At 59.3% G+C, this 15,051-nt stretch carries 14 protein-coding genes and 3 pseudogenes; 2 read left to right on the forward strand and 15 right to left on the reverse strand.

The window, feature by feature from the left end:
- From ASF71_RS13080 to ASF71_RS13090, 3 genes and pseudogenes are all read right to left on the reverse strand, one after another.
- Positions 1-743, reverse strand: a 743-nt coding sequence (locus tag ASF71_RS13080; protein WP_235514435.1) for an HD-GYP domain-containing protein, incomplete at its 3' end; no start/stop codon positions are given.
- The gene (locus tag ASF71_RS13085; RefSeq protein ID WP_156372801.1) at positions 737-1,954 is read right to left on the reverse strand and encodes a diguanylate cyclase domain-containing protein; all 1,218 of its coding nucleotides are present in this window, start codon (positions 1,952-1,954) and stop codon (positions 737-739) included. The genes ASF71_RS13085 and ASF71_RS13080, both read right to left, overlap by 7 nt.
- A gap of 539 nt (positions 1,955-2,493) precedes the next feature.
- Positions 2,494-3,593, reverse strand: a pseudogene (locus tag ASF71_RS13090) (transposase).
- A gap of 218 nt (positions 3,594-3,811) precedes the next feature.
- Between ASF71_RS13090 and ASF71_RS23810 the strand changes: the two are divergent.
- Positions 3,812-4,159 (forward strand): hypothetical protein, encoded by a 348-nt coding sequence (locus ASF71_RS23810; protein WP_156372802.1) that lies wholly within the window; start codon positions 3,812-3,814, stop codon positions 4,157-4,159.
- A 194-nt stretch (positions 4,160-4,353) separates the two neighbouring features.
- On the forward strand, positions 4,354-4,758 hold the full coding sequence (locus ASF71_RS13095) for a hypothetical protein (protein WP_056300882.1): 405 nt from the start codon (positions 4,354-4,356) through the stop codon (positions 4,756-4,758).
- A 2,153-nt stretch (positions 4,759-6,911) separates the two neighbouring features.
- On the opposite strand, the gene ASF71_RS25795 is transcribed toward ASF71_RS13095, so the two are convergent.
- From ASF71_RS25795 to ASF71_RS25165, 12 genes and pseudogenes are all read right to left on the reverse strand, one after another.
- Positions 6,912-7,043: a hypothetical protein gene (locus ASF71_RS25795; RefSeq protein WP_200939706.1), complete on the reverse strand. Its 132-nt coding sequence runs from the start codon at positions 7,041-7,043 to the stop codon at positions 6,912-6,914.
- An 8-nt stretch (positions 7,044-7,051) separates the two neighbouring features.
- Positions 7,052-7,675, reverse strand: a pseudogene (locus ASF71_RS13100) (transposase); the annotation flags it as partial.
- A gap of 125 nt (positions 7,676-7,800) precedes the next feature.
- Positions 7,801-8,277 (reverse strand): hypothetical protein, encoded by a 477-nt coding sequence (locus ASF71_RS24770; protein WP_200939707.1) that lies wholly within the window; start codon positions 8,275-8,277, stop codon positions 7,801-7,803.
- A gap of 336 nt (positions 8,278-8,613) precedes the next feature.
- Entirely contained in the window at positions 8,614-8,982 is a 369-nt protein-coding gene (locus ASF71_RS13110; RefSeq protein ID WP_056300891.1) for a hypothetical protein, read from the reverse strand.
- Positions 8,979-9,257 (reverse strand): hypothetical protein, encoded by a 279-nt coding sequence (locus ASF71_RS13115; protein WP_156372803.1) that lies wholly within the window; start codon positions 9,255-9,257, stop codon positions 8,979-8,981. The genes ASF71_RS13110 and ASF71_RS13115 overlap by 4 nt, the downstream gene beginning before the upstream one ends.
- Before the next feature lie 394 nt (positions 9,258-9,651).
- Entirely contained in the window at positions 9,652-10,278 is a 627-nt protein-coding gene (locus ASF71_RS13125; protein ID WP_082506010.1) for a hypothetical protein, read from the reverse strand.
- A 38-nt stretch (positions 10,279-10,316) separates the two neighbouring features.
- Entirely contained in the window at positions 10,317-10,820 is a 504-nt protein-coding gene (locus ASF71_RS13130) for a hypothetical protein (RefSeq protein ID WP_056300903.1), read from the reverse strand.
- A gap of 40 nt (positions 10,821-10,860) precedes the next feature.
- Entirely contained in the window at positions 10,861-11,220 is a 360-nt protein-coding gene (locus ASF71_RS13135; RefSeq protein ID WP_056300906.1) for a hypothetical protein, read from the reverse strand.
- Between the two features lie 505 nt (positions 11,221-11,725).
- Complete coding sequence (locus ASF71_RS22830; RefSeq protein ID WP_082506009.1) at positions 11,726-12,241, reverse strand: phage tail protein; 516 nt, start codon at positions 12,239-12,241, stop codon at positions 11,726-11,728.
- Between the two features lie 52 nt (positions 12,242-12,293).
- Entirely contained in the window at positions 12,294-12,809 is a 516-nt protein-coding gene (locus tag ASF71_RS13140; protein WP_056300908.1) for a phage tail protein, read from the reverse strand.
- Position 12,810: 1 nt separating this feature from the next.
- Positions 12,811-13,311 carry a phage tail protein gene (locus ASF71_RS13145; RefSeq protein ID WP_056300911.1) on the reverse strand — a complete coding sequence of 167 codons (501 nt, stop codon included), beginning with the start codon at positions 13,309-13,311 and terminating at the stop codon, positions 12,811-12,813.
- Between the two features lie 14 nt (positions 13,312-13,325).
- Positions 13,326-13,766 (reverse strand): annotated as a pseudogene (locus ASF71_RS25165) (VcbS); the annotation flags it as partial.
- Positions 13,767-15,051: the final 1,285 nt, after the last annotated feature.

Consider the following 15,051-nt stretch of genomic DNA (forward strand, 5'->3'; position numbering starts at 1 on the left):
GGCCCCGCGAGCCGCAGCCCCGAAGTCCTGAGCCGCGTGACAGTTGAGGYCAGAAACGTATCCACTACGAGTGGACAGAACTGCCGTTCTCGCTGCTGTGCAATCTCCGTGCGAGCGTCTTCCCAACGCCACGCCGCCTTATAAAGTCGTTCGTGTGTCAGAGCATCGAACACATCACAGACCGAAAAGATTCGGGCATTCAGGGGAATCTGTTCTCCCATCAAACCATCCGGATACCCCTTGCCATCCCAGCGCTCATGGTGAGAGCGAATCACTTCCAGTGCCCCTACCGAAAGATTGGGAATTCGCGAGGCGATGTCCGCTCCGAGCACTGTATGATTTTTCATCACCTCCCACTCGTCGCTGGTCAGGGCGCCCGGTTTAAGGAGAATCGCATCTGGAATCGAGAGTTTGCCAAGGTCATGCAAAAACGCCCCTTGCCTGAGGTCGTTCAGGGCTTGGCCCGTCAGTCCGATGAGCGTTCCAAGCCTCACCGCCATCTCAACCACTCTCTCCGTATGCCCATGGGTCTCCAAGTCTCTGGCTTCGAGGGCAAYACCCAACCCCAGGAGACCRCCCTCCAAGTTGASCCGGGTGGTTTCGGCAACCTGAAAAAGCTCCAGCGCATGCCCGAACCTCAGGGCGGCGAGTTCCAGCATCCGTTGCATCTCCARCGTGACGACCTTCCAGGTGCTCAGGTGAATCAGGGTCAAAATGCCGACAACCCGACCGGCGATCAGCACTGGCGTGAGGATGGTGGTCTTGACGCCAGCCTCAATCCAGGAAGCAAAGGCCAGGGGATGGTTCGGGTAGTCGACACTGATGACTGTCGCCCCAGKAGACCACCCTCCAAGTTGAGCCGGGTGGTTTCGGCAACCTGAAAAAGCTCCAGCGCATGCCCGAACCTCAGGGCGGCAAGTTCCAGCATCCGTTGCATCTCCAACGTGACGACCTTCCAGGTGCTCAGGTGAATCAGGGTCAAAATGCCGACAACCCGACCGGCGATCAGCACTGGCGTGAGGATGGTGGTCTTGACGCCAGCCTCAATCCAGGAAGCAAAGGCCAGGGGATGGTTCGGGTAGTCGACACTGATGACTGTCGCCCCAGTTCTCACAACCAAGGCAGGCATAGGCGTGAATGGTACGTGGAGGTTCAAGACGAACCCGGGGAGCAGCGCTGTGATAGCCGGGTCCTGATCAAGATGCCGGGCCAGCATCCCGTCCGATGAGACCTCGATATATGTGGCCATGTCGAAGTGAAGGAGAGTCCGGGTCCGTGCAAGACCTGTGCGGATGACTTCCTCCGGGGTCGCCAACGTTTCGAGTTGCTGGGAAAACGCGTACAAGCCCAAGTCTATGGTTGCCGGATCTCCGGTGAGGGCCTGCTGCTGCTTTTCTTCGTACATTTGATGATCAGCAAGGGCGAAAGCTCGTTCGAACTGTGGTGGCGTCTCGAAGACAGCAATGCCAAACGAAAAGGCGCAGATGCCGGGAAGAACGCTGGGGATCGCCTGTTGAACTGTGGTGAGGATCTTGCGCACCTTGTCCTGAGGGTGCCCTGGAAACAAGATGACAAACTCGTCCCCGCCCCAACGGCACAACACGGTGTCGTCGGCCAGGTATGCCTTGAGGTGTTGACTGATTGTCTGAAGATACCGGTCTCCTTCACTATGGCCATACTGGTCATTGATGACCTTGAGCTGGTTGACATCCAGAACGGCCAGGACGACGGGGGCCGAGGGGAGGGACAGTAGATCCTGCTGAAGGCCGAAACGGTTCAGGAGCTCAGTCAAGGGATCAAGAATGGTGCGCTGATAGGCATGGCGTTGAGATGTCCTGAGTCTGAGATACGTACTCAGGGCGAAGAGGGCACTGCTTACGACGGCCAGGAAGGTGAGGAGCGAGATGAGCGCAGGCGAGAGCATGGGCACACCCCAGAGAGAGGTGGCGGCCATGCGGAGGAGAACGTAGCCGGTGAGTCCAAAAAATAAGCTCAGGGGGAGCGTGGTTCGCCTTTGTCCTCGTAAGAATGAGGTAAAGGTCGAGATGCAGAACAAGATGACCACGAGGAGAAGCAGAGTCAGCAACTGGATGACTCCACCCCAGGTCAATTCGACTTGGGGTGGAGGCCTGGAAGGAAAGGGAAGCGTGAGGAAACCTAACAGAAGGAAAAAACCGAAAATCGTGAGGTCGAGTCCGCCTTGGCGCCAGTGCGCTGTGAAATTGAAACCAGGAATCACGAGGAAAGCCGGGGTAATTTCATAAGAAGGCGGCCATAGTTCGAATATAGGCCGCAAAGATGCTGAGGGAGTTGCAACAATCTACGCTATGCTTCACAAAGTGACTGTTGAGATCATTGGTGGTCTTTTGACTTGCTATTCGGCTCTGCGTCAAGCTATTCCAATGGTTTTAAAATCACAAAGGGTATTGAAAGCGCGTTTCGGTGGTTGCGTTTTTTAGCGTGCAAGATGTCAGGTGACACTCATTCTTAGACTCAGAACTTGCACCTCGCATAGGACAATGAATAACCGTGCTGGCCGAGAAATTCCGCGTTTTTCGTGAAGAGATGCAATAGGCGACCGAGGTGCGGCCAAGGTAAAGCTTCGGCTGAAGAGCGAGCAGCGCACGGCGTGCGCTGCTCGCCAACGTTTGTCCTGGCTGTGCGTCCAGCAGGGTCAGCGTCCAAGCCACGAAGATCAGGAGTAGCCACCGGTCCAGTCCCCGCGCGGTCCGGAGGGCGAAGCGATTCAGCCCGAACTGATGTTTACTCTCCTTGAAGAAGGATTCGATCTGCCAGCGTTTCGCTCCCTCTGAGATCACCTTGGCACCCTCCATCAACTCAGAGGACACTGCGTGGAACACGCGTTGGCCGCGCTGAACGCGGCCGAGCGTCAGAGTGTCGTGCGGCCAGTTTTGGAGTTCGACGTACCCGCCATGCGGGCAATCCGCAACGGTGACGACGCCGGAATGCTCGGTCCGCCTGGTCGACCGGATGCCGACGAAGAATTCGAAGCCCAGCAGTCGAACCTCGTCCAGAAAGGCGGCGGCCTCAAATCCACTGTCGGCGAGGACGCGCACCCGGAACCGGGTGCGAATGGGGTCCGGGACGGTGCGCAGCAGGTCACGGGCCAGCGTGACAGGCGTAGAGGTCCCTTTGCCGCGGTAGACCCGGTATCCCACCGGAAACTTCAGGGCCCCATAGTGCGCAAACAGGATCACGAGGTGAATCCCGTGGACCTCGTTATAGACGCGAACGAACGGCAGCTGGCGTCCCGTTTTCGGGACGCCGGTGAGATCGACACTCAGTCGCAAGCAGGGACGATGTTTCCGCCTGGCCGCCTGGAGGAGGGCCCACTGGGTGTCCTGCAGCAAGGTCCAGCATGCCGCGGTATCCCAGTCATACTCGTTGAAGAAGCGACTGAGCGCACTGGTGCTGACGGACTCCGCTTGGTGAAGAACCGTCCTGATGTGTGGATCGAGGAATAGATAGAACGCAGCCCCGAGGCTGCGTTGCTGGTAGGCCGTGGGAGGGACGGCGAGGAGGCGGTCTGTCAGAATGCGGGCGCGCTCCCAGAGAGGCTGTGACGTAGACACTCCCAGACTCTCGCGTCTGGGAGCGCTTTTTTCGTCCTATGCAGGTGCAACTTCTGAGTCAGTTGTCATTTATTGCGAAAAGCAAGTCTCTATTTCAAAGCCGACTTATTCTGCGTGAGGTGAACTTCATCAGATTAGGATGTCATACTTTGGTTAGACCAAAAATATCAAATAAAGGTGACGTTAATTTTGCCTAGAAATATGCTCTAGTCAACGGTATGACGAACCTCCAGCAATCCACCCTCACCATTCTCCTCTACGGAAGCTGGAAATTTGATAAGAATTCTGATCAAAGGTATTTCAGGGGTCGCATTCTGAAATCAGAACAATTGGGAATCACAAAAGGCAATCTGGCGACGGTTACGTACGCGGTTCAACATAACCAAGTCATGAAGCATCAGGAACAGGGGGGCTACACCTTGAAAACAGCACAGGCGAAACTCACTCTGATGAGCTTCCTTTGTGAGACTATTGGACAACCTGGCCATGAAGGTCGGGACGATACTGTACCTGCCCATTGGGCTGCGCGGGCAATCTTAAAAACGCTGCCGCTCCATCGCGCGTGAGGAGAAGAGGTCTGGGTGGCGTCCCTTCAATAACCATTCCAGATATTCCAAGCACGTTCAATCTTTTTTCCCGTGTATCTGCCAAGGAACCTAGGGACAATCGATATCCGAACCGGACAAGAAAATGACAGACTCTCGGAACAGTAGGTGTGAGACACCCGTTCCCTTCAGGATGCCCTGCTGAGGATGGCTTTATGATGCCCCTCGCCCCCATCGATCTGATGTCCTCTCCTACCCAACACGATGTGCATCAGCAAGCCGAGCAGCTGCGGTCTACCTTGAGGCCGGATCTTCGGCGGCAATTCTCCGATATGCCGCTCCTTGCCCCATCAGCCTTTGCCCGGGCATTTCTGAGCTTGAACCTCAGCCTCAAAGGGGAGACCTACACCATCAGGTACCAAGCTAAAGGACGAGGCTATACCTGGCGCACGGGCGCCTGGCACCGTCAGCTCAGCACGCCACTGTTTAATCTGGACACCGCTGCCTTAACTCAAGGCTTGGAGCAGCTCAACACCCTTATCGCTGCGGAACAGGAGGCCTTTGGGCGAGAGTGCAACCTTGACCGCGTTCTCGTGACGCTCCCGACCGGTGTACCGTGATGTTCTTCATGCTGTCTACAACACGATGTGTAGATCTCCTGGAAAGTTCAATGAGAAGGCGGCTCATGACGACGGGTGAATCCTTCTGGCTCAATCTTGGCCAGCGCACTGGCCCACTGCGATCACCGTGCCCATCTGGACTGGAGTGTCGATGGCCGGTAGAGCTGGTTGCTGCGTCATCTGGAGGCACATCCTGAGTCCAGTGCAGCAGTATGTTTACTCCGCCAGACCAAACTTGAACTGACCGAACAGGACGTGCGTCGAGTAGCCCATTAGCTGGCTTGGGAGTTCTGAGATGAAGCGAGAAATCGAAAAGACTGAAAGACCTTGAGAAGGTATTTGGGAGATCAAGTTATCAGATGACGTCAAGACATAAAAGAATTTTATTTTAAAATTCAATCTGCTTAATCTTAAAATATTTTATGAACATATTAATTTAAGGCAGCTTTCTTTCACTCTTCCTAATTGAAGACAGACCTTCAGAAATTTAGAGGAAAATGCAATGGATGACTTTAGGGTAATCAGTAATTTTATGGAGTTTGAAAGAATTTGGCAGACACATGTCACGCCTGATCCAAGTCCTGAAATTGAATCATTGGCACAAAGGGGCTATGTGCCAGATGCATACGTATCCAGTGATTTTGAGACCCCACTGTTAACTATTCTCTATAGAGATCAGCACGGTTCGATAACTTCGACTTCTGATAGTCATCCTTATCCTATAACCGATGCTGCCATTTCTCAACTCTTCGCGCAGGCTACACGAAGACTGAGAGTTCATCTCGGTGAGTATAGATACGAATAGTAATTCAAATCTACAGAAATTATAAGAGAGATCTATTAATAGTTTCATTGCCAGTATATTTCTTAGAGCTAGAGGAATTGGTACTACTAAATGTCAAGCATTAAATAATTTCTTCTATTAAATAGAAGTCTTTCTATATTAGATATGACCAAAGTGGAATGTGTAATCTCTTAACTAACGATCATATTTTTTAAAGTCAGGGAGCGATTGTTTATGACAATTCCGATGTCTCCTCATACCTCAGCTCAACTCACCCCAGATGCCGAGCAGGGCCTTGCTGTGTGGCAATGGGAAGGGGGTGCGCTAGCATCTCCACCTGTCCCTCAAGCTGCAGTGTCTACAGGCGGGTATTGGTGCATTGTGCTTACTCTACTGGGTGATATCCCTATCCTTCGCGAAGCTGCACAACAGAGCGACTATACATGGGATCAAGGCCACTGGACACGTATTTTCATGCGTCCCCTCAGAATAAATGGTGATCCACATGGAGCTCGTCTCCTACAGGAATGGGCGCAACGAGAAGCCCGTCGATTTGAAGTGGATTATCAGATAAGTGAACCTCGCTTGATCTCTACCGATTGGGAGTCATGATTCCTGGAGCCTTCGGCAGTCGTCTCATAAAGGACTCCATATGCTTGATAACTGCTCGCTCCGCCGCCCTAATCGGCAATTGACATCGAATATCGTCTTGGGGTCTATCCAAGACCCTAGCGAGTGGATCGGGTGCACACTAGGGGCACGCTACCAAATGAGTCTGATCAATACGCAAGGTAGTTGGTGAATTCCGACCTGTATCAGGGGCTAGCGTTCATTCTGGCGACTGGAGTTCATGGGGGCCCGTTCATCGCTATTCAGCATGCCGCTGTAGACAGACCCTACACATTGTTCACTGGTGTTGTAGGACCACGGGTCAATGTGTACGACTATCAGCGCTCCGAGACCATTTCGGGGAGCTTGGAGGGCACGACATACCAGCTGTATGACGTTCTCACCCGGGAGAGGCTCCGTTGCACAGTGAACGGTGGAGACTTTGAAGGCACTGACGAAGGGAGTGGCACGTCCTTCTCTGGAAGCGTGGTAGGGCATGAAGTTGCCTTATATGACGGTGAGTTCGGGAGATGGCAGCACTTTACTGCGGTCCCCGAGTGGCGGAGAAGAGGCTCAGGAGTTGCGCCTGTATAGGACGAAAAAGCGAGAATCTGGGAGTGTCAACGTCACAGTCTCTGGGAGCACGCCCATATTCTGATAGACCGCCTGCTCGCCCTCCCACGGCCTACCAGTACCGCAGCATCCGGCCTACGTTCCGCCTGTTTCCTAGCCTAGACACGCTCAATCGCCTCCCATTGCCTCAGGAGAGTGGCTGCGAGACACCGCCCAGCCCAGGTACGATGCCAAGCGTGTTTCGAGACGTGGTGGTGCCATCCCCCAATTGCCCGAAGGCGTTCCCGCCCCAGCTGCGGAAGGTCCCGTCCGCCTTCAACGCCAGGCTGTGCGCCTGGTCGACCGGATGCCGACCACGAATTTGAAGCCCAGCATTCGAACCTCGTCCAGAAGGGCCGCGGCCTCGAATCCACTATCGGCGAGGACGCGCACCCGGAACCGGGTGCGAATGGTGTGCGGAACAGTGCGCAGGAGGTCACGGGCCAGCGTGACGGGTGTAGGGGTCCCCTTGCTGCGGTACACCCGGTAGCCCACCGGAAACTTCAGGGTCCCGTAGTGCGCGAAGAGGATGACGAGATGGCTACCGTAGACCTCGTTGTAGCCGCGCACGAACGGCAGCTGGCGTCCCGTTTTCGGGACGCTGGTGAGATCGACCCTCAGTCGGAGGCACGGATGATGCTTCCGCTTGACCGTCTGAAGTAGGAGATCCCACTGGGCGTCCCCCAAGAGCATCCAGCACACGGTGGTATCCCAGTTGTATTCGTTGAAGAAGCGACTGAGGGCACTGGCACTGACGGACTCGGCTTGGTGAAGCACCGTTTTGACTTCTGGATTGAGAAAGAGGCAGAACGCAGCCCCGAGGCTGCGTTGCTGGTAGGCCGTGGGAGGGACGGCCAGCAGTCGGTCTGTCAGAATGCGGGCGCGCTCCCAGAGAGGCTGTGACGTTGACACTCCCAGACTCTCGCTTCTGGGAGCACTTTTTTCATCTCATGCAGGTGCAACTCCTGAGTAGTTGCGTCTTGTAGCCTGAAAGATGTCAGGAGAACGCAGGCACGTCCTCCCTCCACCGTTGGGACTTACTCGATTCCGGTGATCTCCGGCAGGCTGCGTTGGCTCATGTGCAGGGTGTACCCCGTTTCCTGCTCCAGCTCCACATGCTCCTGATACAACTCTGGGTGCTGGCGGGCCCCGTTGATCAAATCCCCGCGCCTGGCGAACACACAGAACACACAGCTCAGCCGCTCATTCCCCGACGTGTACGCCGGGTGCAACTTCTGGCCGGCCGCCGCGATGTCGCCCTTGACTTCCTCGGTGCTTAGCCCGTGAATCGGCAGCCAGTTCATCCACGTGCGACCGGCCACGCTCTGGCTATCGTTGGCTGACCAGACACAGGCCACGGCCCGGCGTGGACTCTCGGCGCCCCGAATGCCCATCGTGTTGACGATGTGCGTGATGCCCTGAGCCTTGGCATACCGCCGGACCTCGCGCTCGATGGGTCCCCGCTTCAGGCCGCTCGTGCAGAAGCGACTGTTCGCCCCCGGCCAGCTGGGCACCTCCGGTCGCGTCTGGAAGCGGTGACGGCACCATGCTCAGCAGGTCCGGATGCGTCGTGCTCTGCGCCACCAGGAACGGCACACCCGCTGCTTCTGCTTGTGCCTGAGCATGTTCCAATGCCCCTGGCCACTCACTGCGCCCCAACGTCGCGTGCACCACCAGCTGCTGCTCCGGAGGCACATGCGCCTGGACTTCGATCATCGAGCGCTGGCTGTCCTTCCCCCCACTATGGTTCTGCACGAACAACGCCCCGGCATCCCGGGCCCGCCACACCTGCTCAAGTACCTTCTGTGCCGCCCGGCGCCGCGCCCGCAGAGAGGGTTGCACCTTCGCCGTCATGTGAGCGGCACCAGCACCAGACTCGGCGAGCGCTCCTTCGTGATCGCCAGATTGCTCAGCACTTCCCCATCGAGATCGCCCACCTTCACCAGGGCATCGGCCTTCTTCCGGTCGATGCTCGCCACCTCCAACGTGGCCGCGTCCCCAAAGGCTTCCCGGAAGCGGTCCGCGGGGTACTCCAACGAGCGCGAGCCCCGCAGTTCCGCACGGTACAGCGGCGTCTGGGCCGTCTGCCCCTGTTGCAGGGCGTCCTTGATGAGCTTCCCGAGCTCGTCCCGTTCGGATTCCAGGCCTTGAATGGTGTCGCGCACCATGGCGTACCGGTCGAGCACGTCGTTGAGTTCGTGGGGGGTCAGCTGGGTCATGGGAGGTCCTCCGGAAAGACGAGTCGGGTACCCTTGCGCGCCAGCGTCCACTGCGCGCGCGTCAGGAGTTGGGTGAGGGCGAAATCGGCCTGGGCAGCCGGGTCGGTCCACTGCATTGCGGCAAAAGACGTTAGGCCAAGGACCCGGACGATCTGATGCGCCGGGAGTCGTGGGGCAAGTTTGGGCAGCACGGCCACACTGCCCCAGAGCGAGTCCGGCACCGTGAGGGGCGGATCGATGCCTCTGGCGGTGTAGCCGGTGGGACCATGCCGCACGCGGACGGTGCTGCTCCCAATACGGGGGAAGGCTGGCCGTACGTCCTGGGCCGCAGCCTGCTGGGCGAGGGATGTGCCCGGTTGACTTCGGAGAGCACCCGCACGACCTCCAGTTCGACATCGCGTGCTCTCGCCAGGGCATGGATCTGCGCGGCCAGGGTGAGGAAAGGCAGAGAGACCTGACCTTCACCCGTCAGCGCACGTGCTGCATTCGAGCAATCCAGGTGCAGGCGGAGCGGACCCGGCCGCGCGGACTGCACGGCTAGAGCGGCCGCCTGCAGTTCGGCATTCTGGAGGGACAACGTGTGCTCCACTTGCCAGATCTGCTGGCGTCCCATCAGCACCCCCAGACCCGCTCGACCCCGCTGGCTCAGACTGGCATCGCTGTACGCGATCACGGTTGTCCTCCAGGCTCCGGGGTCAGGACCGCGGCGTGCGTCATCGCCCACTGCCGCATGCTTGCCTTGGTCAGGGTGGCCCACAGACGTATCCCGGCGCCTTGCGGCAGCTGCACGTCTGGGTATCGCCCCGCACGGGCATGGCGGAGATACTCGTGCACCTCTCCGCTGAGGGTCACGCGAAGTTCGTAGGCCGGCTCGAACGTAATGGCGAGCTTGTCGGCTGCGCACAGGCGACTGGGTTGCAGTCCCAGATGCCGAGCGTAGTACCGCGAGTGCAGGAGTGCGAACTCTCCCCAGGGGCCGAGCGTCAGGGTGCCCCAGGGGGTGATGCGGGTCTGGCGAGAGGCTTTCGAGTCGCACAGCAAGGTCATGAGCCGGGCACCGAGCTCGACGTGGCGCTCACCCTGTGGGCCGTCAAGGTCCGAGGTCAGCGCGTACCCCACGTCGTGCAGGAGAAAGGCCAGGAGAAGGCGCGGGTCGCGCACGGGGCCATAGAGGTCCACCCAGGCGCGGTATACGGCGATGGGATGCAGGAAGAAGCAGTGAGCACCCATAAGGAGACTGCGCAGGCCGGACATGCGGTTGATCTTGCGTGCTGGTGGGGTGACCGAAGGGGACATACGCGCATGTGGCCCCGTGAGGGGCCAGCGCTGGAACATCAGGCCGCCTGCGGCAGAACCTGAGCCGGGACCGCCAAGCGCACGCGCAGGAGGAACGTCGTCGTGAACAGGGCGAGCAGGGCATCCGGCTCGAACGCCCGGGTCTTGCCGTCCTCACACTCCACGAGGATCGTCCGCGCCTCGGGGTCGGCCTTGCAAAAGACGTACGTGGACACGGGCCAGCCGTCCGGCCGGCAGAGCGTCACCCGCAGGGACTGGTCGGTGAGGTGTTCGAGGACATCACGGATACCGATGGTCTGCATGACGGGCGTCTCGGCGACGAGCTTCTGGGCGAGGGTGAGCAGGGCGTGCTCCATCGCGGCGATGCGGTTGGGGTGGCCGTGCAACTTGACGACGCGGCCGTGGGCGATCAGGCGGCTCAGGCGCTTCAGGCGCAGGAGGAACGTGGAGCCGGGCGCGGCCGCCTTGCGCAGCTGCTCGATGGCGAGGGTGCGGGTGGGGATGGTGGTCTGGCTGACCTGCACGGTGAAGGGCTTATTCATGCGTGTGACTTGGCCCCCACGCGACGCGTGGGGCCAGGCCTCAACTCAGGGTGAAGGTGAAGTGCTGCCGATGCCCGTGAACCTTGATGTGCGTATCGAGCAGGCTGCGCAGGTCCGTGCCAGGCCGGAGGAGGGTCGCTTCCATCTCGGCGAGCACCTGATACTCCTGGGCGCACCGGGTCTGAAGCGAGGCCTCCGTCTCTCCGGGCTGGAGTGCTTCAGGGAGGTGGGTCTGGAGACAGGCCAGCGTCGGGCTCAGCAGCGCCTGGTCCTGGGCGTAGGCATTCATGCCGTAGGGCACCGTGCCGTCCAGGGTGACGTCGACGAAGTGGAGCGTCGAGCCATAGACGGCGGTCAGGGCGGCATGGAGTGAGGTCCGCAGGCAGGGAGGATGAATCATACGCGCCTGTGGCCCAGGCGCCGGGCGTCTGGGCCAGGACTGATGTCGTGATTTTATCGGCCTGGACGCTTTCTTTCCGGTTGGGGATACGGTAGACTGGGCGTGTTCCGCGAGGGGAACGAGGTGCATGACAATCAGGACAGAGGGGCCATCCAAGAGTGCGAAACGCACCTGGGGTGGGACCCAGGTGCGTTTGATCCGAAAGGAGGTGATCCGTACGCGTAAACAACGTAAGGATACACCGAAGCGCACGCGAAAGCCAGTGAAATGGACCGATGTGGCCGTCCTCGTGACGGCGCTCGGCACCCTCTGCACTGGCCGCGCGGCCTTGCTCACCGCCCTGAAGTAACACCCTCTCGCTCCTGACCCAGACACGCCGGACCTCCCAAAGAACACCTGCCCGCCATCACTGGCGGGCAGTCTTCATTCAGCGTCAAGAACGAGAGCGTGGAAACACAGTCCAGTCCCACGATGCATCTCGTCTAAAAGCGCTCCGGGACATCATTTACGGTCTAATCGGGAAAGACCCCTGCAACGCAATAATGAAGTTGATCACCTGAAAGGGAGGCAGATTATTGTGCGCTTGACCCTCACCTGTACTCTCGATGGCAGCCGTCGCCATCGGACTGATCGACACTGCAGGTCCGTACGCTGCGCCCTCACTGCTCCGGGCCAGCACCTTTCCAGTAGGACTGTTGCTCTCCCCGATATCACTGGCCGCACGTACGAAGTGCAGGTGGGACGCCAGTTGCTGAGTATTCAGTGTCACCGAGGATTCACCACCCGGTCCCCCCAGAAAATAAGAGGAGCGGCCTGGTCCCTGTCCCTGCTGGATAGGCGTGCGTCCCCGTAGATCGGGCAGAGCAAACGTGGAGCGGCCATCTCCACCGTACGTTACGCCCAGCAGTGAGAACAGCGCCGTGTTCTGTTGGATACTCAGCAGCTGCCCGTAGCAAAGTGCCCAGTTTTGAGGTGCATAATTGCCTGAAAACATTCGAATCTCACCAAGAAAAGCGTCCATCGTCTTCTCCTCTCTATTTTTGTGTCATGACTGCTTCGTTTCTGAAGGCAAGTCAGGCTGGGGTCGGATAGATACCGTACAGCGAGATGATGAAATTCACGGGCAGATAGGGTGACCGGTTCTCGTGCGGCTGAGTTCCACCCGTCACACTCAATGCCGTAGAGAGCAGGGAAACGTTCGGGTCATCGTCCAGGTACAGTGACGTCGCCGTCGTCTGCGCCAACGTTCCACCCGCAGACTTCGCCGTCGTCGCTGGAGCGGCTGTGGCCTTCAAAGCGTGGGTATGGGCCGGCAATTGCCCCGAGTTCAGGGTCACATTTTCGCTCCCACCTGACTGTCCTAACGCCATGCTCGCACCCGCCAGCACACCTTGGTTGACCGGCCACCGGCCCCGGAGATCCGGGACGCCGAAAGTATTCAGACCGTCTCCTCCGTAGGTCGTGCCCAACAGGTTGTACAACGTCGCGTTGTCACTGATCGACAGGAGACTGCCATCGCACAGTTGCCAACCCTCTGGCGCGAAGTTCCCACCGAACATCCGAATTTCACCAATATAGGGATCACTCATTTCAGGACCTCTGAGGGAAGATGCCCACCAGGGCGATCATGTAGTTGATAACCAGGTAGGGCGGCATGTTCTCGTGCCCCTGGCCACTTCCCGCGAACGAGACGCTCTCAGGAGAAAGCGAAACATCAGTCCCCGCACCGTACACATTCCCGGCTGCTGGAGCTGCCAGGAGGTTGTTCGCCGGCCCAAGAGCGGTCGCAGCTCCAGTGCTGGCGGTCAGAACATGACTATGGGCAGGTATTTCCGGGGTCGTCAAGGCGTGGACCGCTTCTCCACCCGTTTGCCCTAGCGCGTAAGGTGCCGTCCCCATTCCCAGCGGTACACGCGTCTGAAGATTGGGGAGGGCAAACGTTGTGACCCCGTTGCCGCCGTAAGCCGTCCCCACGATGGAGAACAGCGCCTGATTCTGATTGATGGGCAGCAACTGTCCGGTACACAGCGCCCAACCCTTAGGCGGAAAGCCGAAACCAGCCAGACGAATTTCACCAAGAAAATTTTCCATAGATATTCCTCGCTTCAAGGCAGGCTCGGTTCTGTGCAGGTGCCGGCCACTGGGGTGAGCGTCGTCGAGTTACGGATGCGAGTCGTCGCGCCATTGTTTCGCGAGGCGATGGTATTCGTCGTTCCTGTCGCCCCAGTGCCACTCAGGCCCGTCAGGGTAAAGGTCGTCCCCCCACGCTGACGCACCACCACCGAGCTCTGCGGGCCGTTCACGCCTCCATTCTGGGCACTGATCGTGTTCCCGATCAGGTTGGCGCACAGACGATCCGTCTCGGTGATGTCGATGCCCACCGTGAGGGCGACGCCTTCGAGCGCTTCGCTCGCCGCCGCGTTGGGCGTCGAGATGCTGTTGTTCCTCACCGTCAGGTCCAAACTGGCCGTCCCCGTCGACGCTTCCGTGAGCTGCCCGGCGCGCAGCTCCATACCGTACGTGTTGAAGCTGCTCACCGTATTGCTNCACCGTCAGGTCCAAACTGGCCGTCCCCGTCGACGCTTCCGTGAGCTGCCCGGCGCGCAGCTCCATACCGTACGTGTTGAAGCTGCTCACCGTATTGCCTTCGAGAAGGAACTGACCCCGGCTGTTCCCGTTCGCCACGATGCTGAACCCGCTGCCCCCACCCGCGTACGTATTCCCGATCGCGATGGTGTTGTTCCGGAAGATGCCCTTGTCGACACTGGTTCCGGTCGCCGTCCGTTCAGCGGCGTAGACGATCCCACTGGTGCCTGACGTGTTGCTCACCGTATTGCGCTCGAACAGGAAGCTGTTAGTCCCGGTGCCCTTGGAGTCCAGCGAGACGGCCCGACCGGTGTTGTTCGTGAAGGCGCTGTCGCTCACCGTCAGGCCCACACGGCCCGTATCCGCCGCTGCCGTGCTGAACAGCAGCCCGTTCAGCGAGCCCTGGGCCTGAACACGGGCGAGGCCCAGGGTCAGGTCAGCACTGCCTGGGCGGATTCTGTAGCCCACACCGTTCCCCCCGGTCGCCTGGACGATGCCCCCAGTGCCGGCGCTGCCCGCGCCCAGAACCTTCAGGTTGCCGCCGACGCTCGTCAGATCCACACCTGCGCCAGCGGCCGCCGGATTGGTCGCGTCCAGACGGACGGCCGTCGCGTCGAGGGTTCCAGTCGTCAGGTTCAGAGCAGGACCCGCCGTCGCCGTCACATTGCCCAGGGTGGCGCTCAGCTTCCCGAAGTTCGTGCCGGCGATGCCGCCCGTGGTTCCGCTGATGTTCAGGCCCCGGACCGTNTGTGCTCTTCCGATCTCGAGGGTTCCAGTCGTCAGGTTCAGAGCAGGACCCGCCGTCGCCGTCACATTGCCCAGGGTGGCGCTCAGCTTCCCGAAGTTCGTGCCGGCGATGCCGCCCGTGGTTCCGCTGATGTTCAGGCCCCGGACCGTATTGTTGCTCGCCAGGGTCAAGCCCACGCCAGAAGCGTTCCCGATGCTGGCCGGCGCCGCGCCGGCCGGCAGTACGCCGACCTCCCCAACCTTCAGTTCGTTGCCTTCGCCGATCAGGGTCTGGTTGTCCTTCAGGACGATGCCCGCGTTCTGGCCGTTGGCCGTGCCGTTACCCCGGAAGACGTAGATGGTGTCCGCAGCGGCCGAGGCCGACTGCGCCGCCGCCAGAGTCTGGAAGGGAGTGGTCTGACGGCCGTCGCCCGCAGCATTCGCCGCGTTGTTCACGTACCAGACCCGCTGATTGATACTGACCGGCGCCGTCTGCGCGGGGCTGGTGCAGCCCGCGCC

This window comes from Deinococcus sp. Leaf326 (assembly GCF_001424185.1).
Classification (GTDB): Bacteria; Deinococcota; Deinococci; order Deinococcales; family Deinococcaceae; genus Deinococcus.

What these genes read in the sequence shown, in the direction of transcription:
- ASF71_RS23810 (WP_156372802.1), top strand. Translation starts at nt 3,812, where the DNA reads ATGACGAACCTCCAGCAATCCACCCTCACCATTCTCCTCTACGGAAGC.
- ASF71_RS13095 (WP_056300882.1), top strand. Translation starts at nt 4,354, where the DNA reads ATGATGCCCCTCGCCCCCATCGATCTGATGTCCTCTCCTACCCAACAC.
- ASF71_RS13110 (WP_056300891.1), bottom strand. Translation starts at nt 8,982, where the DNA reads ATGACCCAGCTGACCCCCCACGAACTCAACGACGTGCTCGACCGGTAC.
- ASF71_RS13125 (WP_082506010.1), bottom strand. Translation starts at nt 10,278, where the DNA reads ATGTCCCCTTCGGTCACCCCACCAGCACGCAAGATCAACCGCATGTCC.
- ASF71_RS13130 (WP_056300903.1), bottom strand. Translation starts at nt 10,820, where the DNA reads ATGAATAAGCCCTTCACCGTGCAGGTCAGCCAGACCACCATCCCCACC.
- ASF71_RS13135 (WP_056300906.1), bottom strand. Translation starts at nt 11,220, where the DNA reads ATGATTCATCCTCCCTGCCTGCGGACCTCACTCCATGCCGCCCTGACC.
- ASF71_RS22830 (WP_082506009.1), bottom strand. Translation starts at nt 12,241, where the DNA reads ATGGACGCTTTTCTTGGTGAGATTCGAATGTTTTCAGGCAATTATGCA.
- ASF71_RS13140 (WP_056300908.1), bottom strand. Translation starts at nt 12,809, where the DNA reads ATGAGTGATCCCTATATTGGTGAAATTCGGATGTTCGGTGGGAACTTC.
- ASF71_RS13145 (WP_056300911.1), bottom strand. Translation starts at nt 13,311, where the DNA reads ATGGAAAATTTTCTTGGTGAAATTCGTCTGGCTGGTTTCGGCTTTCCG.